This window comes from Pseudomonas sp. GNP012, from assembly GCF_054343835.1.
Genome location: NZ_JBTGUU010000001.1, coordinates 4,537,501 through 4,562,749, shown reverse-complemented (window position 1 = coordinate 4,562,749; position 25,249 = coordinate 4,537,501). Strand labels below are relative to the sequence as shown.

The window sequence follows — 25,249 nt, the reverse complement described above, 5'->3', positions numbered from 1 at the left end:
GAGCGAGCTTGCTCGCGATAGCGGTGGATCAGGCAAAACTGTTGTGACTGAACATCCGCCTTCGCGAGCAAGCCCGCTCCCACAGGGTTTTTTGTTGTTTAAATTGGCGCGTCGAGGTTCAGGTGCAGGTTGTCGATCAACCGTGTCGTACCGAGGAACGCCGCCACCAGAATCACCAGGTCACGATCCTGCGCCGTTGCCGGGCGCAGGGTCAGGGCATGGCGGATTTCCAGATAGTCAGGACGCAGGCCAGCCGTTTCGAGCTGTTTGATCTGCGTGTCGATCAGCGCCGGGTAATCGCGTTCGCCCTGCTTGATCGCCTCGCTGATCGCATTCAGCGTGCGGTAGACCACCGGTGCCACTGCGCGTTGCTCTTCGTTGAGGAAACCGTTGCGCGACGACAGCGCCAGACCATCGGCCGCCCGTACGGTCGGCTCGCCGATGATCTGGATCGGCATGTTCAGGTCATGTACCAGCGCGCGAATCACCGCCAGTTGCTGGAAGTCCTTCTCGCCAAAGATTGCCAGGTCCGGCTGGACCATGTTGAACAGCTTGCTGACCACCGTCGCCACGCCTTCGAAGTGCCCTGGCCGGCTTGCGCCACACAGGCCTTCGGACAATTGCGGGACACTGACGCGGGTCTGGCCGGTCATTCCGTCGGGATACATCTCCTCGACGGTTGGCGCGAATAGCAGATGGCAACCGGCCTGGAGCAGTTTTTCCTGGTCGGCGGCGAGGGTGCGCGGGTACTTGTCGAGGTCTTCGCCAGCACCGAATTGCAGCGGGTTGACGAAGACGCTCGCCACCACGAAGTCCGCCCGTTGGGAGGCCTTGGTCACCAGCGCAACGTGGCCGCTGTGCAGGTTGCCCATGGTCGGCACAAAGGCAATGCGTTTGCCTTCGCTACGGGCACGGGCTACAGCGGCCCGCAGTTCACGTACGGTTTTTACGGTGTTCATGCAGAGAATCCGTGTTCGATTCCAGGGAAAGTCGCCGCCTTGACTTCAGTCACGTAGGCATTCAATGCAGCTTCAATGCTGGTCTGGCCAGTCATGAAGTTCTTCACGAATTTTGGCATGCGGCCGGTTATGGACAGCCCCAGCATGTCGTGCAGAACCAGCACCTGGCCATCGGTGCGATTGCCGGCGCCAATCCCGATCACCGGAATCTTCACCGCCTGGGTGATTTCTTCTGCCAGCTCGCTCGGGACGCATTCGAGCAGCAGCATGGCCGCGCCAGCCTGTTCCAGGGCGATCGCGTCGGCACGCATCTGCCGCGCCTGGTTTTCATTGCGACCCTGGACCTTGTAGCCGCCAAGGATGTTCACCGACTGCGGCGTCAGGCCCATGTGCGCGCACACAGGGATGCCGCGCTCGGCCAGCAGGCGGATCGAATCGGCCAGCCACAACGCTCCTTCGACCTTGACCATGTGCGCGCCGGCCTGCATCAACAGGGCGCTGTTGGTCATGGCTTGTTCGGTGGTGGCATAGGCCATGAATGGCAGGTCGGCGAGGATCAGGGCATCGCTGTTACCGCGTTTGACGGCAGCCACGTGGTAAGCCATTTCTGCGGTGGTGACAGGCAAGGTGCTGTCGTGGCCCTGCAAAACCATGCCGAGGGAGTCGCCCACCAGCAGCACTTCGACGCCGGCCTGGTTGCAGGCGTGGGCGAAGGTTGCGTCGTAGCAGGTCAGCATGGTGATTTTTTCACCTTTTTGCTTCAGACCTTGCAGGGTGGTCAGGGTGATGGCTGGCATGAAAAGTTCCTCATTCAGGCGCTGTGGAAACTACTGCGAGTAACGCGCGTGATTCTTCGTTGAATACAGGCGCACGCTCTTTCGTCGTGCTTTTAAGGCCTGGATTGCGCCCTTGAACGCCGTGTAGGCGGCAGCGGGACGCCTATAGTCGTGAGGAGAACGAGGGAAGTCAATTGCGTGTGTTACCGCATTGTTACGGGTGGGGTGTTACCGGAGTAACTGATGCGATTCAGCAGGTTTGTTCGATTCGGCGGTCAGCCGCACTTTTGTGTTCGCCACAAACCAATGTGGGAGCGAGCCTGCTCGCGATGGCGGTGTGTCAGTCCATATCTATGTTGAATGTACTACCGCTATCGCGAGCAGGCTCGCTCCCACAGGGGATTTGGGTCAGTTCGGGGGCAGGCGTTCCAGGCCGACGAACGGGCATGCCTTGAGCAGTTCGGCCAGGGTTCGGCCATCGGCGAGTTGCAAATCCGCAGGTGCCAGCTCCGCCAGCGGGTAAAGCACGAAGGCCCGTTCCTGCATGTGGTAGTGGGGAACCTTGAGGCGCGGTTCGTCGATCAGGCGATCACCGAACAGCAAGATGTCGAGGTCCAGCGTACGCGGTCCCCAGCGTTCAAGGCGCTCGCGACCCTGGCCGTTTTCGATGGCCTGCAAGGCATCCAGCAATTCCAGTGGCGCCAGCGTGCTGTCGAGCGCGGCTACCGCATTGGTGTAGCGCGGTTGTCCGGGAAGCAGTGAGTCACTTTGATAAAACGCAGAAACCCCGACCAGCTCCGATTGCGGCAACTGCGCCAGCGCCTCGACGGCGCTGCGCAATTGTTCGGCAGGGTCAGCCAGATTGCTGCCCATGCCGATGTAGATGCGTTCCATGGATTACTCGCCCGTGGTGCTCGAAGCACCGGCGGCGCGCTTGCGCTTGGAACCAGCGCTGCGGCGACGCTTGCGCGGGGCGCCGGTGCCTTCTTCCTTGCCGCTGAGGTCGCGGATCATGTCGCGACGCTCGCTTTCATTGGCGTCCTGATAGTCGGTCCACCATTCGCCGAGGCCGTCAGTCTGCTCGCCTGCACTCTCGCGCAACAGCAGGAAGTCATAGCCAGCGCGGAAGCGCGGATTGTCCAGCAACAGATCGGCACGCTTGCCGCTGCGGCGCGGCAGGCGTTCCTGCATGTCCCAGATCTCGCGGATCGGCATGGTGAAGCGTTTCGGAATCGCGATTCGCTGGCACTGTTCGGCAATCAGCTCATGCGCCGCTTCCTGCATCGCCGGAATCGGCGGCATTCCACGCTCCTGCAGGCGCAGGACGCGCGCCGGCAGGGCAGGCCAGAGCAGGGCTGCAAACAGGAACGCCGGGGTGACCGGTTTGTTCTGCTTGATCCGCAGGTCGGTATTGATCAGGGCTTCGCTGATCAGGGTATGGGTGTAGGTCGGGTTGTATTCCAGTGCTTCGGCGCTGGCCGGGAACAGTGGATCGAACAATTGCAAGTCGACCAGCATTTCAAACGTATCGGCGGCGTGTCCGGAAAGGAACAGCTTGAGCACTTCTTCGAACAGGCGAGCCGATGGGATCTCGCGCAGCATCGGCGCCAGGTCGCGAATGGGCAGGGCACTGTGTTTTTCGATACCGAAGTTCAGCTTGGCGGCGAAACGCACGGCCCGCAGCATGCGTACCGGGTCTTCCTGGTAGCGTTGCTTCGGATCGCCGATCAGGCGGATCAGGTGATTGCGGATGTCGTGTACGCCGTTGGCGTAGTCGAGGATGCGTTCGCTGACCGGATCGTAATACAGGGCATTGATGGTGAAGTCGCGACGTTGCGCGTCTTCTTCCAGGGTGCCATAGACGTTATCGCGCAGGATGCGCCCGCTTTCGTTTCGCGAAGACTGGTTGCTGTCTTCCTCGTCTTCGTTTTGCGGGTGATTGGCGCGGAAGGTCGCGACTTCGATGATTTCGCGACCGAAGTGGATGTGCACCAATTTGAACCGACGCCCGATGATTCGCGCGTTACGGAATTCGGCCCGTACCTGCTCAGGTGTGGCGCTGGTGGCAACGTCGAAATCTTTCGGTGTAATGCCCAGCAACATGTCGCGCACGCAACCGCCCACCAGGTAGGCCTGGTAACCGGCGCTCTGCAGGCGTTCAACGATATTCACCGCGTAGCGGCTGAATTGCGCCTTTTGCAGCGAGTGTTGGCCGCTGTTGAGCACTTCAGGCGTGCTGCGAATGTGTTGCGTAGGACGCTTGGGAGAACGGAATGACTGGAACAGCTTCTTCAGCATGGGATGCACTGTTTGAAGGAATATTCGGCCATAACAGAAGAATGACCGCATGATGGGCGGGGATTCTAGCATTTAGTCGGGGGATGGTGTAGGACACAGCAGATATGAGCTGTAGGTCCGTAGGAGGTGGGGGGGCTGAATCGCAGAAACTACAAGGGGAGCCGAAGCTCCCCAAGAAGTAGTTGCATGCTCTATTTTTATTTTTGGTTTCGGGCTTTTTGTTTTTGTTAAGTGCCCTTGCCATGAAGCTTTCCTTCATGACCCTCCCAATCGGGAGCCAAGAGCAAACGGATTGCTTTGGTCGCTGAATTGCAGTGATCTTTCGATCCAACCAGTACAGGCTCTGTCTTAGGACAGTTTTTGTTGTTCTCGGCCTGGTCGTGGGGCTAGCCCCAAATACAACGCCTCTCCAAAAGAATCAGTTAGCTGCGCCTCTCGCCGTCTTGTTTTTATTGTGCGTGAGTCGATTCGTCTTATTTTTATTGTCTTGTGCATTGCTTGTTATTGTTCTTGTACCAAACATATAGCAGGGTGCGTGCCAACTTTTGCGAAGCCCAATAAAACAAGGGGTTAAGCCAGCTGTCGGGCATTTCGACGGCGAAAAAAAGCCGGGGCTTCGTTACCGTAAGCCCCGGCTTCTGTTACGTGAAAAAACTGAGGTAACAGTTTTTTCACAAAGTCACGTGTTACCCGCACATGAGACAGGTGGGGTTCAGCTTTCGCTGGCCACCCCGGTCTTGCGTCGCGGGATGCCCAGGCGCTGACGGCGTTCCCACAGGCATTTGCGGCTGACCCCGAGTTTGCGGGCCAGTTCGGTTTCAGTCATGTGGTCCTGATGCTCGAGGACGAAATGCTGGAAGTAGTCTTCCAGAGAGAGGTCTTCGGTCGGCTCGTGATTGTTGTTGCTGGCATTGCCGTTGCCCTGTTGTGGGGGCAGGCCAATGAATTCGTCATCTTCCAGGTCGCTCAGTTCGATGTCGATGCCCAGCAACTCGGCGGAGATTTCCGGGCTTTCGCACAGGATAACGGCGCGCTCGACGGCGTTTTCCAGTTCGCGAACGTTGCCCGGCCAGGAGTAATGACGAATGGCTTGCTCGGCATCCGCGGCGAACTTCAGGTCGGTGCGGTTAATTCGCGCACTTTGCCGTGCCAGGAAGGCGTTGGCGATTTCGTTGACGTCCGCACCCCGTTCGCGCAGTGCTGGCAGCTTCAGCGCAATTACGTGGAGGCGGTAATACAAGTCTTCGCGGAACTGGCCGATCTTCGCCAGGCTCTTGAGGTCACGGTGAGTCGCGGCGATCAGGCGCACATCGACTTTTTGCGACTGCACCGAACCTACGCGGCGAATTTCGCCTTCCTGCAATACGCGCAGCAGGCGAGCCTGGGCTTCCAGAGGCAGTTCGCCAATTTCGTCGAGGAACAAGGTGCCGCCGTCCGCCGCTTCCACCAGTCCGGCGCGCCCTGCGCTGGCGCCGGTAAATGCGCCTTTTTCGTGGCCGAACAGTTCGGACTCGATCAGGCTTTCCGGAATGGCTGCGCAGTTCACCGAAATCATCGGTGCCTTGGCGCGTCTGGACAGGTTGTGCAGGGCACGGGCCACCAGTTCTTTACCGGTGCCCGATTCGCCCTGGATCAGCACGTTGGAATCGGTCGGCGCGACTTTGCGGATCTTGCCATACAGGTCCTGCATCGGCGGGCATGAGCCGATAATGCCGATCTCGCCGTTGCTGTTGTCGGCACCGGATTTCGCTGCACCGTTGGCGGCTTTGCCGGCAACCGCTTCACCACCGGCCTGTGCCGTTTGTCGGTCACGCAGGATTCGTGCGGCGGCTTGCAGCATTTCGTCGTGGTCGAATGGCTTGGCAATGTAATCCACCGCACCCATTTTCATCGAATCGACTGCCGAGCGCAGGCTCGCGTAGCTGGTCATGATCAGCACCGGCGTACCTTGGGCGAGCTTGATCAACTCTGTGCCAGGCGCGCCCGGCAGGCGCAGGTCACTGACGATCAGATCGAACGAGGGAATGGTGAAGCGTTCTTGTGCTTCCTGCACTGAACCGGCTTCGCTGACCTGGTACTGGTTACGTTCCAGCAGGCGGCGCAAGGCGGAGCGGATAATGGTTTCGTCTTCGACGATCAAAATGTGCGGCATTGATTCGATACTCTCGACGGTCTCAGTTCACAGCGGACGTCGCTTCGACATGACGCGGCAAGGTAACCCTGATTCGGGTGCCGCGTTGGCTTTGAACATCAGCCGGGCTGTCGATGGTGATTTGTCCATAATGCTCTTCAACGATGGAATAGACCAGTGCAAGGCCCAGACCGGTGCCTTCGCCTGGGTCCTTGGTGGTGAAGAAAGGTTCGAACAATCGGTCCATGATGCTCGACGGAATACCGCTGCCTTCGTCCTCCACGATCAGATCGACCGTGTGTTCGCCGGCTTCGCTCTTGACCCGCACCGCACTGCCGGGAGGCGAAGCGTCACGGGCGTTTGAGAGCAGGTTGATCAACACCTGGGCCAGCCGTTGCGGGTCGCCTTCGACCCAGTGCTCGGGGTCGCACAGGTTGTAGAACTGCACTTCGAAATTGCGTCGGTTCAGCGCCAGCAGGCCGATGGCATCCTGAGCCACTTCGGCCAGGCAGACGGGCTCGTCGCTGTGCTGATGGCTGCCGGCATGGGCAAAGCTCATCAGCGACTGGACAATGCGCGACACGCGCTTGGTCTGCTCGAGAATCTGGCCGCTGATCTCCTTCAGCTCGCCGTCTTCCTCGCGTTCTTCGCGCAGGTTCTGCGCCAGGCACGCGATACCGGTGATCGGGTTGCCGATTTCATGGGCCACGCCGGCCGCCAGGCGACCGATGCTCGCCAGGCGCTCGGAGTGCACCAGCTTGTCCTCGAGCATCTGGGTTTCGGTCAGGTCTTCCACCAGCAATACCAGGCCACTGTTACCCGGCGCCAGGGGTTCGTCGATCGCCGCTTTGTGCAGGTTCAGCCAGCGTGTCTGGCCGTCGAGGGCCAGGTGCTGCTTGTGCAAGTGCTCGTCCGGCAGATTGATGAAGCCTTGCAGCAGTTCTTTCCACGGATCGGCAATGGTGCTCAGGCGCGAACCGACCACGCGCTGCGCGGCGATGCCGGTCAGCTCCTCCATGGCCTTGTTCCACATGAGGATTTCCTGATCTTTCGCCAGCGAACACACGCCCATCGGCAATTCCTGCAGGGTCTGGCGGTGATAGCGGCGCAGGGCATCGAGTTCGGCGGCCAGACCGGTCAGGCGCGAGTGGTAGTCCTCGAGTCGGCTTTCGATGAAGTGAATGTCTTCGGTTACGTAGTTTTCGCCGCCAGCCTTGTAGGGCAGGAACGTCTCGACCATGTCCTGGGCCACGCTCGGCCCCATCAGGCCGGAGAGGTTGGCTTCGATGCGGTCACGCAAGCGCCGCAGGGCATAGGGTCGGCGTTCGTCGAATGGCAGATAAAGGTCGCGCAGCGCCTGTTCCACTTCTTTCTGCGCCGCTTTTGCACCCAGCGGTTTTGCAAGCTGCGTGGCGAATTCCTGGGGCGAGGCGGCGTGCAGTTCGCGGCGTTGCGGGCGGCGCACGTTATCCACGGCGCAGGCTTCGGCGGCGCTGGCCTCTTCGGTGCTGGCGTTGGTGAACAGCGAGATCAGGGTGAACATCAGTACGTTGGCCGCCAACGAGGCAATCGCCGCCATGTGCCAGCTGGTGTCGTCCAGCACGTAGATCATGTTCAGCAGCGGAATGTAGAAGCCCTGCAGGTTACCGACCAGCGGTAACAACATAGTCACCAGCCACACCAGTATCCCCGCCAGCAAGCCGGCGATGAAGCCGCGACGGTTGGCGGTCGGCCAGTACAGGACCGAGAGCACGCCCGGCAGGAACTGCAGCGTGGCGACGAAAGCGACGATGCCGAGGTTGGCCAGGTCCTGTTCGGCACCGAGCATCAGGTAGAAGCCGTAGCCAGCCATGATGATCGCGACAATCAGCGCCCGGCGGGTCCACTTCAGCCAGCGGTAGATATTGCCTTCGGCCGGTGGTTGATAAAGCGGCAGTACCAGGTGGTTCAAGGCCATCCCAGACAGCGCCAGTGTGGTGACGATGATCAGGCCGCTGGCAGCAGACAGCCCGCCGATATAGGCCAGCAACGCCAGCGCCTTGCTGTTGGCGGCGATGCCAATGCCCAGGGTGAAGTATTCCGGATTGGTGGTGGCGCCCAGTTTCAGGCCGGCCCATAGAATCAGCGGCACCGCCAGGCTCATCAGCAGCAGGAACAGCGGCAGGCCCCAGCTCGCACTGACCAGCGAGCGCGGGTTGAGGTTTTCGGTAAAGGTCATGTGATACATGTGCGGCATCACGATCGCTGAGGCGAAGAACACCAGCAACAGGGTGCGCCACGGGCCTTCCTGCAAAGGCGTGTGCAAGGCCGCGAGCGCGGTCTGGTTTTGCAGCAACCACAGTTCAAGGTGTTGCGGGCCGTCGAACACGCCGTAAAGCGCATACAACCCGACACCGCCGAGGGCGATCAGCTTGATCACCGATTCGAAGGCAATCGCGAACACCAGGCCTTCATGCTTTTCCCGGGTGGCGATGTGGCGGGAGCCGAAGAAAATCGTGAACAGCGTGATCAGTGCGCAGAAACTCAGGGCCACGCGATTTTGTACAGGCTCGCGGGTGAGGATGCCGATGGAGTCGGCGACCGCCTGAATCTGCAGGGCCAGCAATGGCAATACGCCGACCAGCATGAAGATCGTCGTCAGCGCTCCGGCCCAGGTGCTGCGGAAGCGGAAGGCGAACAAGTCCGCCAGGGACGACAGTTGATAAGTGCGGGTGATCTTCAGGATCGGATAAAGCAACACCGGCGCCAGCAGAAAGGCCCCGGAAACGCCCAGGTAGCTGGATAGAAAGCCGTAGCCGTACTGATAGGCCAGGCCCACGGTGCCGTAAAACGCCCAGGCACTGGCATAGACGCCCAGTGACAGGGTGTAGGTCAGCGGGTGGCGAATGATCGCCCGGGGAATCATGCCCCGTTCACTGATCCAGGCCACACCGAACAGCACCGCCAGGTACGCGGCGCTGATCAGGATCATCTGGGTCAGGCTAAAGCTCATCGGCATCTTTTTGGCTCTGCAGGATGAAGGTCACGACGATCAGAATCAGCCAGAGCAGATAAGGGCGATACCAGGCGCCAGTGGCGTCGATCCACCAATCCATGATGGCCGGGGAAAACAGGTAAATGCCCACTACCAAAAGCAGGACCAAGCGATAGATGTACATCCCGGCCTCTCTTTTTTTATGTGCGTGCCCGAAAACGTGCGGCGATGGTAACGGATGGGCGCGGCACTGCAAGTGTGATCACAACAGCTGTGCCTCGGGCAGGCTCAGTGTGCGCGGGATCAGCGAGGCATCCCAGTGGGCAATGCCCCAGTTCAGCACTTCCCGTGGCGTGGCATCAATCAGTTCGGTTCCCGGGTTCTGTCCCAGCGCGCGCAGCGCCCGCAACAACAGTGGCGTTGCCTGATCCTCGGTCAACGGCGGTGAACGGTAGGATTTACCGAGTTTATTGCCATCGGGCTGAGTAATCAGCGGGATATGCAGATAACGTGGTTGCGGCAGGCCGAGCAGTTCTTGCAGGTACAGCTGGCGGGGCGTGGAGTCCAGCAGGTCGGCACCCCGAACGATATCGGTGATGCCCTGCCAGGCATCGTCCAGGACCACGGCAAGTTGATAGGCGTAGAGCCCGTCGCGACGGCGGATCACGAAATCGCCGACTTCCCGGCCCAGGTGCTGGCGGTACTCGCCCTGCACCCGGTCGAGGAAGTGGTATTCCAGCTCCGGTACGCGCAGGCGGATGGCGGCATCATCGGCGCCATGGCCGGCATTGCGGCACAGTCCGGGGTAAATCCCGTGATACGGTTCCAGCTGTTTGCGCGAGCAGGTGCAGGCGTAGGCCAGGCCGTGATTGAACAGGCGATTGAGCACCTCGGCGTAGGCGTCGTGCCGCTCGCTTTGGCGAGCCAGGTTGCCATCCCACTCGAAGCCATAGCTTTCCAGGGCCTTGAGAATGGCCGCCTGGGCGCCGGGTTCCTCGCGGGGCGGATCAAGGTCTTCCATGCGCATCAGCCAGCGTCCGCCCACCGAGCGCGCGTCAAGGTAGGAGGCCAATGCGGCGACCAACGAGCCGAAGTGCAGATGGCCACTGGGCGTGGGGGCAAAGCGCCCGATGTAGGTGGATGAGGCGATGGCAGTCATAAGGGCAGTGTTACTTTTTCCAGGCTTGCGCTAACCACCTTGTGGGAGCGGGCTTGCTCGCGAAGAGGCCATCAGCCTCAACATCAATATAGGTTGACGCACCGCTTTCGCGAGCAAGCCCGCTCCCACAGGTTTGCTGCTGAGGCAAATTTTAGAAACAAAAACGGAGCGTTCGCACGCTCCGTTCTTCGTTCAAGTCGCAATTACTTGCCGACTTGCTTTTCCTTGATTTCCGCCAAAGTCTTGCAGTCGATGCACAGGTCGGCGGTAGGACGCGCTTCGAGGCGCTTGACGCCGATCTCGATGCCGCAGGATTCACACCAGCCGTACTCTTCGTCTTCGATCAGCTGAAGTGTCTTGTCGATCTTCTTGATCAACTTGCGTTCACGATCGCGGGCACGCAGTTCGAGGGCGAATTCCTCTTCCTGGCTGGCACGGTCTGCCGGATCAGGAAAGTTGGCCGCTTCGTCCTTCATGTGGTCCACGGTCTTGTCGACACCTTCCATCAGCTCTTTTTTCCACTGATTCAGGACCTTGGTGAAGTGCTTGCGCATGGGCTCGCCCATGTACTCTTCGCCAGCTTTCTGAACATAGGGCTCGAAGCCGCTGATTGTCTGGTTTTGCTGCTTTGCTTGGGTGGACATGAAATAGACCGCCTCTACTCTTGTAATCCATCTGCGCAGGATTGCTCCATCACCGACACCTGCCGGCCCTGCGGCTGCAAGCGGGCGAACTTACCAGATCAACTCGGGCCGCGCTACTCCCGGATGTCGAGCTTGCGGCTCATGGTGCTTGCCAATGATGACAAACCGTTGTCTGGCGGCTCCGGAACCCTGCTCAACTATTGATTTTAGTCAAACCTTGCGCACACGCTTGAATCGTTTGTAGTCAGGGTTATAAGCCCTCTGACCGCTTTAGGTTCTCGCTCGTTCCTGCGCTTGGGTAGAATCGGTTTTTTTCCCCGTTGAAGGAAGGCCAATGGCTCAGTCCTACAGTGCCCGCAGTCGCGCGATCGAACCCTTTCATGTCATGGCGTTGTTGGCGCGGGCCAATGAGTTGCAGGCCGCCGGCCACGATGTGATTCACCTGGAAATCGGCGAGCCGGACTTCACCACCGCCGAACCGATCATCCAGGCCGGCCAGGCAGCGCTGACAGCGGGGAAGACCCGTTACACCGCCGCGCGCGGCATTCCGGAACTGCGTGAGGCCATTTCGGGCTTTTATCAGCAGCGTTATGGCTTGAACATCGACCCACGACGCATCCTCATCACACCCGGCGGGTCCGGCGCGTTGCTGCTGGCCAGTGCTTTGCTGGTAGACCCCGGCAAGCACTGGCTGCTGGCGGACCCGGGCTACCCCTGTAACCGGCACTTCCTGCGACTGGTCGAAGGCGCGGCGCAATTGGTGCCGGTCGGTCCGGAGGTGCGTTATCAATTGACGCCTGGCCTGATCGAACGTCATTGGGATCACGACAGCGTGGGCGCATTGGTGGCGTCGCCAGCCAATCCGACCGGCACGATCCTGACCCGCGACGAGCTGGCGAAGCTGTCTGTCGCGATCAAGGAGCGCCACGGTCATCTGGTGGTCGACGAGATTTATCACGGCCTGACCTACGGCACCGATGCGGCCAGCGTGCTGGAAGTCGACGACAGTGCCTTCGTGCTGAACAGTTTTTCGAAGTACTTCGGGATGACCGGTTGGCGACTGGGATGGCTGGTGGCCCCGGACGCTGCCGTCGGTGAGCTGGAAAAACTCGCCCAGAATCTCTACATCAGCGCTCCAAGCATGGCGCAGCACGCCGCGCTCGCCTGCTTCGAGCCGGCGACCATAAGCATTCTCGAGGAGCGTCGCGCCGAATTTGGCCGGCGTCGGGATTACCTGCTGCCGGCCTTGCGTGAATTGGGCTTCGGCATTGCCGTGGAGCCGGAAGGGGCATTCTACTTGTACGCCGATATCAGCAAGTTTGGCGGCGATGCCTTCGCGTTCTGTAAATATTTTCTCGAAACCGAGCATGTGGCCTTCACTCCGGGGCTGGATTTCGGGCGTTATCAGGCCGGGCATCATGTACGGTTCGCCTACACGCAAAATCTCGAGCGTTTGCAGGAAGCGGTCGAGCGCATTGCCCGTGGGTTGCGGAGCTGGCAAGGCTGATGCGATTTAATCCCCCCCTCGAAGAAGGTCGCCTGATTCGACGCTACAAGCGTTTTCTCGCCGATATCGAAACCGTTGACGGCGAGTTGCTGACCATTCACTGCCCGAATACAGGCTCGATGCTCAATTGTCAGGTCGAAGGCGGGCAGGTCTGGTTCAGCCGCTCCAACGACCCGAAACGCAAGTTGCCCGGCACCTGGGAGATTGGCGAAACCCCGCAAGGTCGGTTGTTTTGCGTGAACACCGCCCGTGCCAATGGTTTGGTCGAAGAGGCGCTGCGAGCGGGCGTCATCACCGAATTGAACGGCTTTACCGGGCTCAAGCGCGAAGTGGCTTATGGTCAGGAAAACAGTCGTATTGATTTCCGGCTCGATTTCCCCGAAGGGCCTGCCTACGTCGAGGTCAAAAGCGTGACCCTGGGTTTCGATGGTACGGCGGTGGCGGCGTTTCCGGATGCAGTCACCCAGCGTGGTGCCAAGCATCTGCGAGAGCTGGCCCACTTGGCCAGGGACGGTATTCGCGCGGTGCAGTTGTACTGTGTTTGCCTGACCGGCATCGAGGCCGTACGCCCGGCGCAGGAAATCGATGCGGCTTATGCGCAGGCCTTGCGTGAGGCTATTGAATGTGGCGTCGAGGTGTTGGCTTACGGTGTGCGGTTGAGCCACGAAGAGATGCTGGTCGACCGGCGTCTGGATGTGTTGCCGGGCGGCTAAAGGCTGATCCAGATCCCTTGTTCGTCCTCGCGACAGGCCACTCTGGTCAAGGCTTGCCCCGCGCAAGGGCCGGCGACGCATTCACCGTCTTCGATCAGGAACAGTGCGCCATGGGTGGCGCACTGGATCAGGCTGTTGCTCGGGTCGAGAAATTGGTCGGGATGCCACTCCAAAGCGACGCCCCGGTGCGGGCAGCGGTTGATGTAGACATGGACCTGACCGCTGCGGCGCACCGCAAAAAGCTTTTGGCCGTCAATGTCGAAACCGCGACTGCTGTCATTCACCAGTTCGGCACCTGCGCAAAGCAACTTCATCTCTATCCTCTGTCCCGCAACTCGTGACCGGATATGTCCGGGCTTGACGGTTAAATGCGATCAAATGGCCGTCTTGTCCGCCGGGGACAAGTGCCTGTCGTCGAGGATACTTGGCCTGGTCATTCGATGCCCAGGAAACTGTCATGCGTCTGACCACCCGCGTTGTGGTGATCGGTATCGCCGGCCCCGTCAGTACTTTTCCACAGGCAAAAAAAGACCCGGCAAGAGCCGGGTCAAATAACCGTGATTAGCCTGATGAGGAGATAATCTGAGAGTCCGAACCAAGGGCTTTTCAGAAAATCGACCAGTCTCGCGACCAGTTGTGATAATAATATCGATTCTCATTACCAAGTCAACCGCTGTTTTTCGATTTCTTGGTGATTCGCCGAATTTACTTCTGTAGTCCCCGCAATCATTGGGTTTCAGGATGCAAAGCTTCGGGAATACTTGTCTGATCAGTTCTTGTGACGTGAAGAAATGGCTTCCAGTTGTTTGTTCAACGCTTCCTTGCGCTCGGCAGGGATGTCATTCCAGTGGACGTCCATCAAGGCGCCTTCAATGGCGTACAACAACACCTTGGACGCCCGAAAACCGCGCGTACGCACGGCCCGATAAGCATCCACCGCCCCGAGGCGACGCAAGTCCGATGCGCTATGGATGCCCACGGCATGCAGCCATTGCGCTGACGTCTTGCCAAGATTCTTCAGGTGTTGCAGTTCATCATTCATCAAGCCTCCTTGCGATGGCCGAATGGAGAGCGTGGGCAATCTTCTGAGGAGTGTAGCCATCAGCAGGAAAAGCGTGATTGTTTGCTCGTTTTCGACGCAAACGCTTCTAAGAGATGGGCATTGGCAGGGCGTGAAAAGTCTGCGAACGAGGGAGGAAGAGGCGGGGAACAGTCGGGAATTGCGGGTGAACATCCCTGTAGTCCAGTGCAGGGGGAGGGCACTGGACGTGTCAGTCGGCAACGATGATCAGCGCGTACGGTAGCGCAACCGTGTGCCGAAGTTCATCGACATGAGGATTTCGTCGGCACTCAGTTCCACTGGAAAGTAGGTGCCGGAGATTTGTGCGTGGGCCAGGCTCGCGCCTTCCAGGTTCGCTTTGCGAAAATCGATGCCGCGCAAGTCGGCGGAACGGAAGTAGGCGTCGCTGAAATCCACACCGTCGGCATTCAGTTCGCGCAGGTCCAGCCCCCGGAAATCGCCACCCGCCATGTCGATGGGGCCATCCTTGGGGCGCTCACTGTTGAAGCCTCTGATGTCGTCTTTGTGCAGCAGGGCATAAAGCGGCGTGTCGAGAAGTTTTGGCTGGCTCATGTCGCATCACCTGATGGTTTTATGACGCCAGTATAGTGCCACTGTTTAACAGCCGTGAGGCCTGCGAGGGCCTCACGACTGAAATAGTTTTTACAGGCCCGGCAGGCGCTGGCGAATCTGTTCCACAACGGTATCGAGAGTCCCGCTTTCATTGGTCTGGACGCGCTTGCTGCAGAGGATTTCTGCGGGGGTCAGCGCCTCGCGGCTGGCTTGTTGGGCTTCGATTACGGCCAGCGTGGCGTCGGACGGGTCCTTTTTGTCGGCCTGGCGTGCGGCCAGCCAGCTTTCGATCACGGCCTGTGGTGCATTGCAGTCGAGGATCAGGAAGGGTGCACCCGTGGCCTCGGCCACCTTCGCCGCACTGTCACGCTGCTCACGCTTGAGGTAAGTGGCGTCGACCACCACCGGGAAGCCCGCATGCAGAATGACGTCGGCGATGTCGTGCAGGCGGGCATAGGTCGCCGCACTGGCGTCGGCGCTATAGATGCCGGCCTGTACATCATTCTCGACGGTCTGCTCGCCGAACAGGCGCTTGCGCTCGACATCGGAGCGCAGGCGAATCGCGCCCAGGGCTTCGACCAGGCGCATGGCGACATGGCTCTTACCGACTGCGGAAACGCCGCTGGTAATGGCCATGAAGCGCGACGGAATGGTGCTGTAGCTTTCCGCCAGGTTGGCGTAGTTGCGGTACTGGCGCAGGGTCGTGGCACGCTGCACCGCAGTGGCGTCGGCCGGCATGCTGAACAGGGCGACCTTGGCGCGAACCAGTGCGCGGTAGGCTTTATAGAAGTTCAGCAGCTCGAGGCCGTGATAGTCGCCGGTCAGCTCCAGGTACTGGCTGACGAAACGGCGCGCCAGGCACTTCAGGCCGCGATCTTCCAGGTCCATCGCCAGGAAGCCGGTGTCGGCATAAACGTCGGTAAAACGGAACGGCTCGTTGAATTCGATGCAGTCGAAGATCACGACCTTGCCGTCGATCACGGTTGCGTTACCCAAGTGGATATCACCGTGGCATTCGCGAATGAAGCCTTCGGCCTTGCGCTGGGTGAGCAGTGGTTTGAGGCGTTCGAAGCTGCTTTCGGCCCAGGCTTGCAGGGCGTCGAGTTGCAACAGGTCGGCTTTATCGCTAAGGAACGGGCGAATCTGCTCGAAGTTCTGGCGTACTGGCGCCATGACGCTGTCCGGGGTGCCGGCTTCGTGCCCGGCCGGCACTTTGGGGGCGCTGAGGTGGAAGCGGGCGATTTGCTCGGCCATCTCGTCGATGTGCGCAGTGGTCAATTCGCCATTGGCTTGCAGGGTACTCAGTAGTCCGCTTTGCGGGAACTGGCGCATCTTCAGCAGATATTCGATGGCTGGCCCTTCGCCGCCCAATTGCGGAGCCTCGGCGCTGCCGGTGACGGGCAACACTTCCAGGTACAAATCGTTGGTCAGGCGCTGGTTCAGGCGCAGTTCTTCAGTGCAAAAATGCTCGCGAGCCTCAAGGCCGGTAAAGTCGAGAAAACCGAAGTTGACCGGTTTCTTCACTTTATAAGCGAAGGGGCCGGTGAGAATGACCCAGGAGATATGGGTTTCGATGACCTGGAATCCTTCTACCGGGTGCGGGTAGAGGGCAGGGTTTTGCAGGGCAGCGATCAAGGTCTGGCTCACAGGCGATCCTTCAGAGTCTGGAAAATCAAGGCCGTCATTATGGCTGCAAGTCCGCTTGACGCAAACCTCGGAGCGCTCCTGTTGAGTATCAATAAAGTGCGTATAATCCGCCGCCATGACTCGTACTCGAACTCCCCGCACCCCAAAAAAACCACCCTCCAGGGGCCTGCGCCCGTGGCTGGGCTGGGCCATTAAACTCAGTCTGGTCGGCCTGGTAATGCTGGCCGGATTCGCCGTTTACCTTGATGCAATTGTCCAGGAGAAGTTCTCCGGCAAGCGCTGGACGATTCCGGCCAAGGTTTACGCACGTCCCCTCGAGCTGTTCGTCGGACAAAAGCTGAGCAGGGATGATTTCCTGACCGAGCTCGATGCCCTGGGCTATCGCCGTGAAAGCGTGGCCAACGGTCCGGGCGCGGCGTCGGTCAGCGGCAATACCGTTGACCTGAACACCCGTGGCTTCCAGTTCTATGAAGGCATGGAGCAGGCGCAACCGGTGCGGGTGCGTTTCTCCGGCGATTACGTGGCCGAGTTGGCGGGGCCCAAAGGCTCGAAGCTGTCGGTGGTACGCCTGGAACCGCTGCTGATCGGTGGCCTGTACCCGAAAAACCTCGAAGACCGGATTCTGATCAAGATCGATCAGGTGCCGCCGTATCTGCTGGAAACGCTGGTGGCTGTCGAGGACCGCGATTTTTATCATCACTTTGGTGTTTCACCGAAGTCGATCGCCCGAGCGATCTGGGTCAACGGTTCATCCGGCCGCATGCGTCAGGGTGGCAGTACCCTGACTCAGCAGTTGGTCAAGAACTTCTACCTGACCAACGAGCGCAGCCTGAGCCGCAAACTCACCGAAGCGATGATGGCGCTGTTGCTTGAACTGCATTATGACAAACGCGAAATCCTTGAGGCTTACCTCAACGAAGTGTTTATCGGGCAGGACGGTCAGCGCGCGGTGCACGGTTTCGGTCTGGCCAGCCAGTTCTTCTTCAGCCAGCCGCTGGCCGAGCTCAAGCTGCATCAAGTCGCACTGCTGGTGGGGATGGTCAAAGGGCCGTCTTCCTACAACCCGCGTCGTTATCCGGAACGTGCCCTTGAGCGGCGCAACCTGGTACTCGATGTGTTGCAGGAGCAGGGCGTCGCGACTGCCGAGCAGGTTGAGGCGGCGAAGAAAATGCCGCTGGGCGTGACCAAACGCGGCAGTCTGGCGGACAGCTCGTTCCCCGGATTCCTCGATCTGGTCAAGCGTCAGTTGCGCGAAGACTATCGCGACGAAGACTTGACCGAGGAAGGCCTGCGCATCTTCACCAGTTTCGACCCGATCCTGCAGATGAAGGCTGAAGCCTCGGTCAACGACACCTTCAAGCGCCTGGCCGGGCGCAAGGGGTCTGATGATGTTGAAGCGGCGATGGTCGTGACCAACCCGGAGACTGGCGAAGTACAGGCCATGATCGGCAGTCGCCAGGCCAGTTTTGCCGGGTTCAACCGGGCGCTGGATGCTGTGCGGCCGATCGGCTCGTTGATCAAACCGGCGGTATACCTGACCGCGCTGGAGAAGCCGAGCCAGTACACGTTGACCAGTTGGCTGTCGGACGAGTCCTTCTCGGTCAAGGGCGCCGACGGCCAGGTCTGGAAGCCGCAGAACTATGATCGTCGTTCTCACGGTACCGTCTTCCTCTATCAGGGTTTGGCGCATTCCTACAACCTGTCGACCGCGCGCCTAGGCTTGGCGGTCGGTGTGCCGAACGTCCTGAAGACGGTGGAACGCCTGGGGGTGTCTCGTGAATTCCCGGCCTTCCCCTCGATGTTGCTCGGCGCTGGCGGGATGACGCCCATCGAAGTGGCGACCATGTACCAGACCCTCGCCAACGGTGGGTTCAATACGCCGATGCGCGGGATTCGCAGCGTGCTGACTGCAGAAGGCGAGCCGCTCAAGCGTTATCCGTTCCAGATTCAGCAGCGTTTCGATCCGGCCTCCATTTACCTGATCCAGAGCGCCATGCAGCGCGTGATGCGAGAAGGTACCGGCAGCTCGGTTTATAACGTGTTGCCAAGAACACTGACTCTCGCGGGTAAAACCGGCACCAGTAACGACTCGCGAGACAGTTGGTTTGCCGGTTTCAGCCAGGACTTGCTGGCGGTGGTCTGGCTGGGGCGCGATGACAACGGCAAGACGCCATTCACTGGCGCCACCGGGGCCTTGCAGGTCTGGACCAGCTTCATGCGCAAGGCCGACCCGTTGCCGCTGGACATGCCGCAGCCGGATAATATCGTTCAGGCCTGGGTGGATTCGCGAACCGGACAAGGTTCTGACGCCGGTTGCCCCGGTGCCGTGCAGATGCCGTATATTCGCGGCAGCGAACCGCCTCCCGGCGCCGCTTGCGGTGGTGAAAACCCTGCGGAGTCGGTGATGGACTGGGTCAAGGGCTGGATGAATTAAGCAAAGAGGATTTCAAGTGAACAAGTGGTTGATTCCAGCGGTTGCCGCCGTAGCTTTGCTCAGCGGTTGTTCTACCGTCCAACGCGGTTCGATTCCGGTTGTAGATTCCGGCACCGCGGTGTCCAACAGTGAGCGGATCTCGGCCAATGGCGGCTTCCGCCAGACGACCGTCAAGCGCCCTGTACAAGGTCAGTCGCAGACCCAGGCGATTCCGCAAGGTGACAGCGGCGTCGTGGTGATGGTGCCAGGCGCTGCGACGACTTCAACGCCAATCAGCACCACGCCTATTACCCCGGGGCCGATCACGCCGGGGCCGATTGACACGTCGCCGGTACAGCCGGCGCCGATCAACCAGGGCAGCTACAGCATGCCGTCGTCGCCAAGCGGGATTCCGTCGGCCAGTTCGGGCGGGCTCTCTGCCGACGAGCAACTGGACGGCCCGGTACTGGCTTTGCTGACCACCGCTCAGCAGCAACAGGCGAGCGGTGATCTCAACGGTGCCTCTTCCAGCCTTGAACGCGCTCAGCGCGTTGCTCCGCGTGAACCGCAGGTGCTGTACCGTCTGGCGCAGGTGCGGATGGCGCAAGGCGATGCAGCCCAGGCCGAGCAGTTCGCTCGCCGTGGGCTGACCTTGGCCAATGGGCGTCCGGCCCTTCAGGCCAACTTGTGGGATCTGATTGCCCAGGCGCGTGAAAAGCAGGGTGACTCCCAGGGCGCCGCACTGGCGCGCCAGAAGGCCAAGGTAACGCTGTGATGGATGCGCGCTTTCTGAAAATCGCCGATCAACTGCTGTTGATCGAGCGCGAGTTGCGGGTGCAAGGCTGGTGGGATGAAGTCTCGCCATCGGCCGAAGCGCTTTCCAGTGTCGAGCCGTTTTCGGTCGATACACTGGATTTCGAGCAATGGCTGCAATGGATCTTCCTGCCGCGCATGAAAATGATCCTCGAGCAGGATCTGCCGCTACCCAATGCTTCGGGCATTCAGGAAATGGCTGAGATGGTCTTTGCCGGACGCAATGTCCAGGGCAAGGATCGGCAGTTGCAGGTATTGCTCAAAGAGTTTGATCAGTTGATCACCGCCTCTCGCTGAGCCAGAAGCTGCCAGTGTCCGCTGGCAGTTGTCCACAATCTCTCTCTATTTTGTCGGCTACTGCAGGGTAAGTGCATGCGCGTGCCAATTTTTTGCCAAAAGTTGCGCAATCGAAGCTAACACGGGGCGGATTTACGGGTTTTTTCTTGCGTTCTCATGTGCTTAGTAGAATAAAGCTCATAGACGACTTGACTTGCGAAGGGCGAAACAGAAGAATCCAAAGTCCGCTGTACAGGGACTGCCAGAAGCAGACCCTCTCAGCAGATCATGAGGCGCATATCCGCGTCGACCTGTTACACCCGCAACGCGTTACCTCGCGCTGGGTGGGAAAGCCCCGCAACACTTGGGACGATCCCAATACTTGCTCAGTCAGTGCTGACGTAGTCGGCGACCACCGTCGCTCATGCTCTGCCGAGAAGTAAACCTATTAAGACCCGTCCCATTTTTCGTGGGCGGTATTCTGGCGTTTTAGAGGTGAGCAACGTGGAGCTTTTATCTGGCGGTGAGATGCTCGTCCGCTTTTTGCGCGACGAAGGCGTCAAATATATCTACGGGTACCCGGGTGGTGCTCTTCTTCATGTCTACGATGCCCTGTTCAAAGAACCGGAAGTGACCCACATCCTGGTTCGTCACGAGCAAGCGGCTACCCATATGGCTGACGGCTACGCCCGTGCCACCGGTAAAGCCGGTGTGGTACTGGTGACTTCCGGGCCGGGCGCGACAAACGCCATCACCGGTATTGCCACGGCCTACATGGACTCCATTCCGATGGTGGTCATTTCCGGCCAGGTACCGAGCACCATGGTTGGCACCGACGCATTCCAGGAAACCGACATGATCGGTATCTCCCGGCCGATCGTGAAACACAGCTTCATGATCAAGCACGCGTCGGAAATCCCGGAAGTCATGAAGAAAGCCTTCTACCTGGCGCAATCCGGTCGCCCTGGTCCGGTCGTTGTCGATATTCCGAAAGACATGACCAACCCGGCCGAGAAGTTCGAATACGTCTTCCCGAAAAAAGCCAAGCTGCGTTCCTACAGCCCGGCTGTTCGCGGTCACTCCGGTCAAATCCGCAAGGCGGCAGAAATGCTCCTGGCGGCCAAGCGTCCTGTGTTGTACTCGGGCGGCGGCGTGATCCTCGGCGGTGGTTCCGCACCACTGACCGAACTGGCGAAGATGCTCAACCTGCCAGTGACCAATACTCTGATGGGCCTCGGTGGCTACCCGGGCACCGACCGTCAGTTCATCGGCATGCTCGGCATGCACGGCAGCTACACCGCCAACCTGGCGATGCACCATGCTGACGTGATCCTCGCTGTCGGCGCGCGTTTCGACGACCGTGTCATCAACGGCGCGTCGAAGTTCTGCCCGAACGCCAAGATCATTCACATCGACATCGACCCGGCTTCGATCTCCAAGACCATCAAGGCCGACGTGCCTATCGTGGGTCCGGTCGAGAGTGTCCTGACCGAAATGGTCGCGATCCTCAAGGAAATCGGCGAGACCCCGAACAAGGAGTCCGTTGCCAGCTGGTGGAAGCAAGTCGATGAGTGGCGCGGTGATCGCGGCCTGTTCCCTTATGACAAGGGCGACGGCAGCGTCATCAAGCCGCAGGCCGTGATCGAAACCCTGTGCGAAGTGACCAAGGGCGATGCCTTTGTAGCCTCTGACGTGGGTCAGCACCAGATGTTCGCAGCGCAGTACTACACGTTCAACAAGCCGAACCGCTGGATCAACTCCGGTGGCCTGGGCACCATGGGCTTCGGTTTCCCGGCGGCCATGGGCATCAAGTTGAGCTTCCCGGATGACGACGTCGTTTGCGTCACCGGCGAGGGCAGCATCCAGATGAATATTCAGGAGTTGTCGACCTGCCTGCAATACGGATTGCCGGTCAAGATCGTCATCCTGAACAACGGTGTACTGGGCATGGTTCGCCAGTGGCAGGACATGAGCTACGGCAGCCGCCACTCTCATTCCTATATGGAATCGTTGCCTGACTTCGTCAAACTGGCAGAGGCCTACGGTCACGTTGGCGTGCGTATCACCGATTCGAAGGACTTGAAGTCGAAGATGGAAGAGGCGTTCGCCATGAAAGATCGCCTGGTGGTGATCGACATTTCGGTCGACACCAGCGAGCACGTCTATCCGATGCAGATCAAAGACGGCTCCATGCGCGATATGTGGCTGAGCAAGACGGAGCGTACTTAATCATGCGGCACATTATTTCCTTGCTTCTGGAAAACGAACCCGGCGCTCTGTCTCGCGTGGTTGGCCTGTTCTCGCAGCGCAACTACAACATCGAAAGCCTGACCGTGGCCCCAACCGAAGACCCGACCCTGTCGCGTCTGACGCTGACCACTGTCGGTCACGATGAAGTCATCGAGCAGATCACCAAGAACCTGAACAAGCTGATCGAAGTGGTAAAACTGGTCGACCTGTCGGAAAGTGCTCACATCGAGCGCGAACTGATGTTGGTCAAGGTCAAGGCCACCGGCGCCCAGCGCGCCGAGATCAAGCGCACTACCGATATTTACCGTGGGCAGATCGTAGATGTCAGCGCCAGCGTGTATACCGTTCAACTGACCGGTACCAGCGACAAGCTCGACAGCTTCATTCAGTCCATCGGCACCGCCTCGATTCTGGAAACCGTCCGTAGCGGCGTGACCGGCATTGCCCGCGGCGACAAAGTACTCAGCATCTAAACCAAATTAGCGAACGGCCTGAACGGCCTGATATAGGGGAAATTCATGAAAGTTTTCTACGATAAAGACTGCGACCTGTCGATCATCCAGGGCAAGAAAGTTGCCATCATCGGTTACGGTTCCCAAGGCCACGCCCAGGCGTGCAACCTGAAAGACTCCGGCGTTGACGTGACTGTTGGCCTGCGTAAAGGTTCGGCTACCGTTGCCAAGGCAGAAGCCCACGGCCTGAAAGTGACCGACGTTGCTTCCGCTGTTGCGGCTGCCGACCTGGTCATGATCCTGACCCCGGACGAGTTCCAGTCCTCCCTGTACAAGAACGAAATCGAGCCGAACATCAAGAAAGGCGCCACCCTGGCCTTCTCCCACGGCTTCGCGATCCACTACAACCAGGTTGTGCCGCGCGCTGACCTCGACGTGATCATGATCGCGCCGAAGGCTCCAGGCCACACCGTACGTTCCGAATTCGTGAAGGGCGGCGGTATCCCTGACCTGATCGCTATCTACCAGGACGCCTCGGGCAACGCCAAGAACGTTGCGCTGTCCTACGCTGCCGGCGTTGGCGGCGGCCGTACCGGCATCATCGAAACCACTTTCAAGGACGAGACCGAAACCGACCTGTTCGGCGAGCAAGCCGTTCTGTGTGGCGGTACCGTTGAACTGGTAAAAGCCGGTTTCGAAACCCTGGTTGAAGCTGGTTACGCGCCAGAAATGGCCTACTTCGAGTGCCTGCACGAACTGAAGCTGATCGTTGACCTCATGTACGAAGGCGGTATCGCCAACATGAACTACTCGATCTCCAACAACGCCGAATACGGCGAGTACGTGACTGGTCCGGAAGTCATCAACGCCGAATCCCGTCAGGCCATGCGCAACGCCCTGAAACGTATTCAGGACGGCGAATACGCCAAGATGTTCATCAGCGAAGGCGCTACCGGCTATCCTTCGATGACCGCCAAGCGTCGTAACAATGCCGCTCACGGTATCGAAATCATCGGCGAGCAACTGCGCTCCATGATGCCGTGGATCGGTGCCAACAAGATCGTCGACAAAGCTAAAAACTAAGTCACGCCCTTGTACGAAAAACGCGGCTTAGGCCGCGTTTTTTCGTTTGGGAGACCGGTTCTGGTATAAAGCTGCATCGTTTGCGGCCGAACCGTCGTCCCAGACACCTGTCAAAACTTTCCACCCCGTTGCAAGGTAATGTCCATGAGCGAACGCCCCGAAGAGCCAAACCAGGCTTCTGACGCCGAAAGCCTGCTGCCCATCGATGAACATGTCGAGGAGGGCCATGACGCTGAAGGTCGTAAAGTCCGGCATCGTGGTATCTATCTTCTGCCGAACCTGTTTACCACTGCGAACCTGTTCGCAGGGTTTTACTCCATCATCAACTCGATGAGCGCCCAGGCGGCCCTGAGTGCGGGTGACGCGGTCAATGCGAGCAAGTATTTCGCGTTTGCGGCCATCGCCATCTTCGTTGCGATGGTGCTCGATGGCCTTGATGGCCGCGTGGCCCGTATGACCAATACCCAGAGCGCCTTTGGTGCCGAGTACGACTCGCTGTCGGACATGGTTGCCTTTGGTGTCGCGCCGGCATTGCTGGCCTTCGGTTGGGCTCTGGGTGACATGGGCAAGGTTGGCTGGATGGTCGCCTTCGTTTATGTCGCGGGTGCGGCGCTGCGTCTCGCACGCTTCAACACTCAGGTCGGTACGGCGGACAAGCGCTACTTTATCGGCCTGGCCAGCCCGGCGGCGGCGGGTGTTGTTGCAGGCATCGTCTGGGCGTTCAGCGATTACGGTATCCAGGGGTCGAAGATGTCCTTCCTGGTTGCGCTGATGGTGGCTGCGGCCGGCATGCTGATGGTCAGCAACATCAAGTACAACAGCTTCAAGGAGCTGGATCTGAAAGGGCGCGTGCCGTTCGTGGCGATTCTCGCTGTGGTGCTGGTGTTTGCAGTGGTGTTCAGTGATCCGCCGCGCATCCTGCTGCTGGTATTTCTCGCCTATGCAGCCTCCGGCCCGGTTCAATACCTGTTACGTCTTCGCCGTAACAAGAACGCGTAATTTCCCTCATACTCCGCAGTCTATAGGTGCGTCTGTCCTCCAGAGCTGCGGAGTCACCATGCTGATCAAAGTCACCAGAACGTCCGACTGTCATGAGTCGGACGTCACGCCTGAATCCCTCTATCTTTCTCGACGCAAAGTGCTCGGCGCCACGGTTGCCGGTTTCGCCCTGGGTAGCCTGCCGCAATGGGCCAGCGCTGGCGATGCTGCGCGTTACCCGGATGTTGAATCCGGCAAGGCGCCTTCCTGGTTCAGCGAAAAACTTCCAGCTACCCAGTGGGGGGCGGTCAACGTCAAGGATGAGGCGATCACGCCGTTCAAGGATGCGACCCACTACAACAACTTCTACGAGTTCGGCACCGATAAGGGTGATCCGGCCGCCAATGCCGGCACGCTGAAGACTGAGCCGTGGTCGGTGGTCGTGGACGGGGAGGTGGGCAAGCCAGGGCGTTATGCGCTGGAGGACTTCATGAAGCCGTACCAGCTTGAGGAGCGAATCTACCGACTGCGTTGCGTGGAAGC

Annotated in this window: 23 protein-coding genes (1 of these 23 cut by a window edge); 10 read left to right on the top strand and 13 right to left on the bottom strand. The window is 59.5% G+C overall.

Annotation, left to right across the window (positions count from 1 at the left end):
* Positions 1-98 precede the first annotated feature (98 nt).
* The 9 genes from panC to dksA form a co-directional block, all read right to left on the bottom strand.
* Positions 99-959, bottom strand: coding sequence for a pantoate--beta-alanine ligase (gene panC, locus ACXX83_RS20575; RefSeq protein WP_458373907.1), 861 nt, complete (start codon positions 957-959; stop codon positions 99-101).
* Positions 956-1,756, bottom strand: coding sequence for a 3-methyl-2-oxobutanoate hydroxymethyltransferase (gene panB, locus ACXX83_RS20570; RefSeq protein ID WP_015096862.1), 801 nt, complete (start codon positions 1,754-1,756; stop codon positions 956-958). The genes panC and panB overlap by 4 nt, the downstream gene beginning before the upstream one ends.
* A gap of 387 nt (positions 1,757-2,143) precedes the next feature.
* On the bottom strand, positions 2,144-2,629 hold the full coding sequence (folK, locus tag ACXX83_RS20565; RefSeq protein WP_458549453.1) for a 2-amino-4-hydroxy-6-hydroxymethyldihydropteridine diphosphokinase: 486 nt from the start codon (positions 2,627-2,629) through the stop codon (positions 2,144-2,146).
* A gap of 3 nt (positions 2,630-2,632) precedes the next feature.
* A complete protein-coding gene (locus tag ACXX83_RS20560; protein WP_173862160.1) occupies positions 2,633-4,033 on the bottom strand; it encodes a polynucleotide adenylyltransferase PcnB in 1,401 nt (466 codons plus the stop codon).
* A 712-nt stretch (positions 4,034-4,745) separates the two neighbouring features.
* Complete coding sequence (locus ACXX83_RS20555; protein WP_095965619.1) at positions 4,746-6,185, bottom strand: sigma-54-dependent transcriptional regulator; 1,440 nt, start codon at positions 6,183-6,185, stop codon at positions 4,746-4,748.
* Positions 6,186-6,207: 22 nt separating this feature from the next.
* Complete coding sequence (locus tag ACXX83_RS20550) at positions 6,208-9,162, bottom strand: sensor histidine kinase (RefSeq protein WP_217836379.1); 2,955 nt, start codon at positions 9,160-9,162, stop codon at positions 6,208-6,210.
* Positions 9,146-9,322, bottom strand: a complete 177-nt coding sequence (locus ACXX83_RS20545; protein ID WP_003176118.1) for a hypothetical protein — start codon at positions 9,320-9,322, stop codon at positions 9,146-9,148. Before ACXX83_RS20545 ends, ACXX83_RS20550 begins: the two co-directional genes overlap by 17 nt.
* Before the next feature lie 78 nt (positions 9,323-9,400).
* Entirely contained in the window at positions 9,401-10,297 is an 897-nt protein-coding gene (gene gluQRS / locus ACXX83_RS20540; RefSeq protein ID WP_458549452.1) for a tRNA glutamyl-Q(34) synthetase GluQRS, read from the bottom strand.
* A gap of 203 nt (positions 10,298-10,500) precedes the next feature.
* Positions 10,501-10,941 (bottom strand): RNA polymerase-binding protein DksA, encoded by a 441-nt coding sequence (dksA, locus tag ACXX83_RS20535; RefSeq protein ID WP_007995322.1) that lies wholly within the window; start codon positions 10,939-10,941, stop codon positions 10,501-10,503.
* Positions 10,942-11,275: 334 nt separating this feature from the next.
* Between dksA and ACXX83_RS20530 the strand changes: the two genes are divergently transcribed.
* Both ACXX83_RS20530 and sfsA read left to right on the top strand, forming a co-directional pair.
* Positions 11,276-12,448: a pyridoxal phosphate-dependent aminotransferase gene (locus ACXX83_RS20530; protein WP_458549451.1), complete on the top strand. Its 1,173-nt coding sequence runs from the start codon at positions 11,276-11,278 to the stop codon at positions 12,446-12,448.
* A complete protein-coding gene (gene sfsA / locus ACXX83_RS20525; protein WP_458549450.1) occupies positions 12,448-13,161 on the top strand; it encodes a DNA/RNA nuclease SfsA in 714 nt (237 codons plus the stop codon). Before ACXX83_RS20530 ends, sfsA begins: the two co-directional genes overlap by 1 nt.
* Here sfsA and ACXX83_RS20520 read toward each other — a convergent pair.
* The 4 genes from ACXX83_RS20520 to ACXX83_RS20505 all read right to left on the bottom strand — a co-directional run bounded on the left by ACXX83_RS20520 (position 13,158) and on the right by ACXX83_RS20505 (position 16,441).
* Complete coding sequence (locus tag ACXX83_RS20520) at positions 13,158-13,475, bottom strand: Rieske (2Fe-2S) protein (protein WP_015096854.1); 318 nt, start codon at positions 13,473-13,475, stop codon at positions 13,158-13,160. The two genes, sfsA and ACXX83_RS20520, sit on opposite strands and share 4 nt — an antisense overlap.
* Positions 13,476-13,930: 455 nt before the next feature.
* Positions 13,931-14,203: a TfoX/Sxy family protein gene (locus tag ACXX83_RS20515; protein ID WP_007971093.1), complete on the bottom strand. Its 273-nt coding sequence runs from the start codon at positions 14,201-14,203 to the stop codon at positions 13,931-13,933.
* A gap of 246 nt (positions 14,204-14,449) precedes the next feature.
* Positions 14,450-14,794, bottom strand: a complete 345-nt coding sequence (locus ACXX83_RS20510) for a pentapeptide repeat-containing protein (protein WP_217836375.1) — start codon at positions 14,792-14,794, stop codon at positions 14,450-14,452.
* Positions 14,795-14,884: 90 nt separating this feature from the next.
* Positions 14,885-16,441, bottom strand: a complete 1,557-nt coding sequence (locus ACXX83_RS20505; RefSeq protein WP_458549449.1) for a bifunctional aminoglycoside phosphotransferase/ATP-binding protein — start codon at positions 16,439-16,441, stop codon at positions 14,885-14,887.
* Between the two features lie 115 nt (positions 16,442-16,556).
* On the opposite strand from ACXX83_RS20505, the gene mrcB reads away from it, so the two are divergent.
* The 8 genes from mrcB to msrP all read left to right on the top strand — a co-directional run.
* Positions 16,557-18,875 (top strand): penicillin-binding protein 1B, encoded by a 2,319-nt coding sequence (mrcB, locus tag ACXX83_RS20500; protein WP_458549448.1) that lies wholly within the window; start codon positions 16,557-16,559, stop codon positions 18,873-18,875.
* Positions 18,876-18,891: 16 nt separating this feature from the next.
* Positions 18,892-19,629: a tetratricopeptide repeat protein gene (locus ACXX83_RS20495; protein ID WP_458549447.1), complete on the top strand. Its 738-nt coding sequence runs from the start codon at positions 18,892-18,894 to the stop codon at positions 19,627-19,629.
* A complete protein-coding gene (locus ACXX83_RS20490; RefSeq protein ID WP_126047562.1) occupies positions 19,629-19,964 on the top strand; it encodes a YqcC family protein in 336 nt (111 codons plus the stop codon). Before ACXX83_RS20495 ends, ACXX83_RS20490 begins: the two co-directional genes overlap by 1 nt.
* A gap of 483 nt (positions 19,965-20,447) precedes the next feature.
* A complete protein-coding gene (locus ACXX83_RS20485) occupies positions 20,448-22,172 on the top strand; it encodes an acetolactate synthase 3 large subunit (RefSeq protein ID WP_015096847.1) in 1,725 nt (574 codons plus the stop codon).
* 2 nt (positions 22,173-22,174) lie between these two features.
* Positions 22,175-22,666 carry an acetolactate synthase small subunit gene (gene ilvN / locus ACXX83_RS20480; RefSeq protein ID WP_003176102.1) on the top strand — a complete coding sequence of 164 codons (492 nt, stop codon included), beginning with the start codon at positions 22,175-22,177 and terminating at the stop codon, positions 22,664-22,666.
* Positions 22,667-22,711: 45 nt separating this feature from the next.
* The gene (gene ilvC, locus ACXX83_RS20475; RefSeq protein WP_003228216.1) at positions 22,712-23,728 is read left to right on the top strand and encodes a ketol-acid reductoisomerase; all 1,017 of its coding nucleotides are present in this window, start codon (positions 22,712-22,714) and stop codon (positions 23,726-23,728) included.
* A gap of 144 nt (positions 23,729-23,872) precedes the next feature.
* A complete protein-coding gene (gene pssA / locus ACXX83_RS20470; protein WP_217836371.1) occupies positions 23,873-24,727 on the top strand; it encodes a CDP-diacylglycerol--serine O-phosphatidyltransferase in 855 nt (284 codons plus the stop codon).
* Positions 24,728-24,785: 58 nt separating this feature from the next.
* Positions 24,786-25,249, top strand: partial view of a protein-methionine-sulfoxide reductase catalytic subunit MsrP gene (gene msrP, locus ACXX83_RS20465; protein ID WP_458549446.1) — the beginning only. Its footprint extends 550 nt past the window's final position; 464 of the gene's 1,014 nt are visible here — the first part of the coding sequence; it begins with the start codon at positions 24,786-24,788; the stop codon falls past the right edge of the window.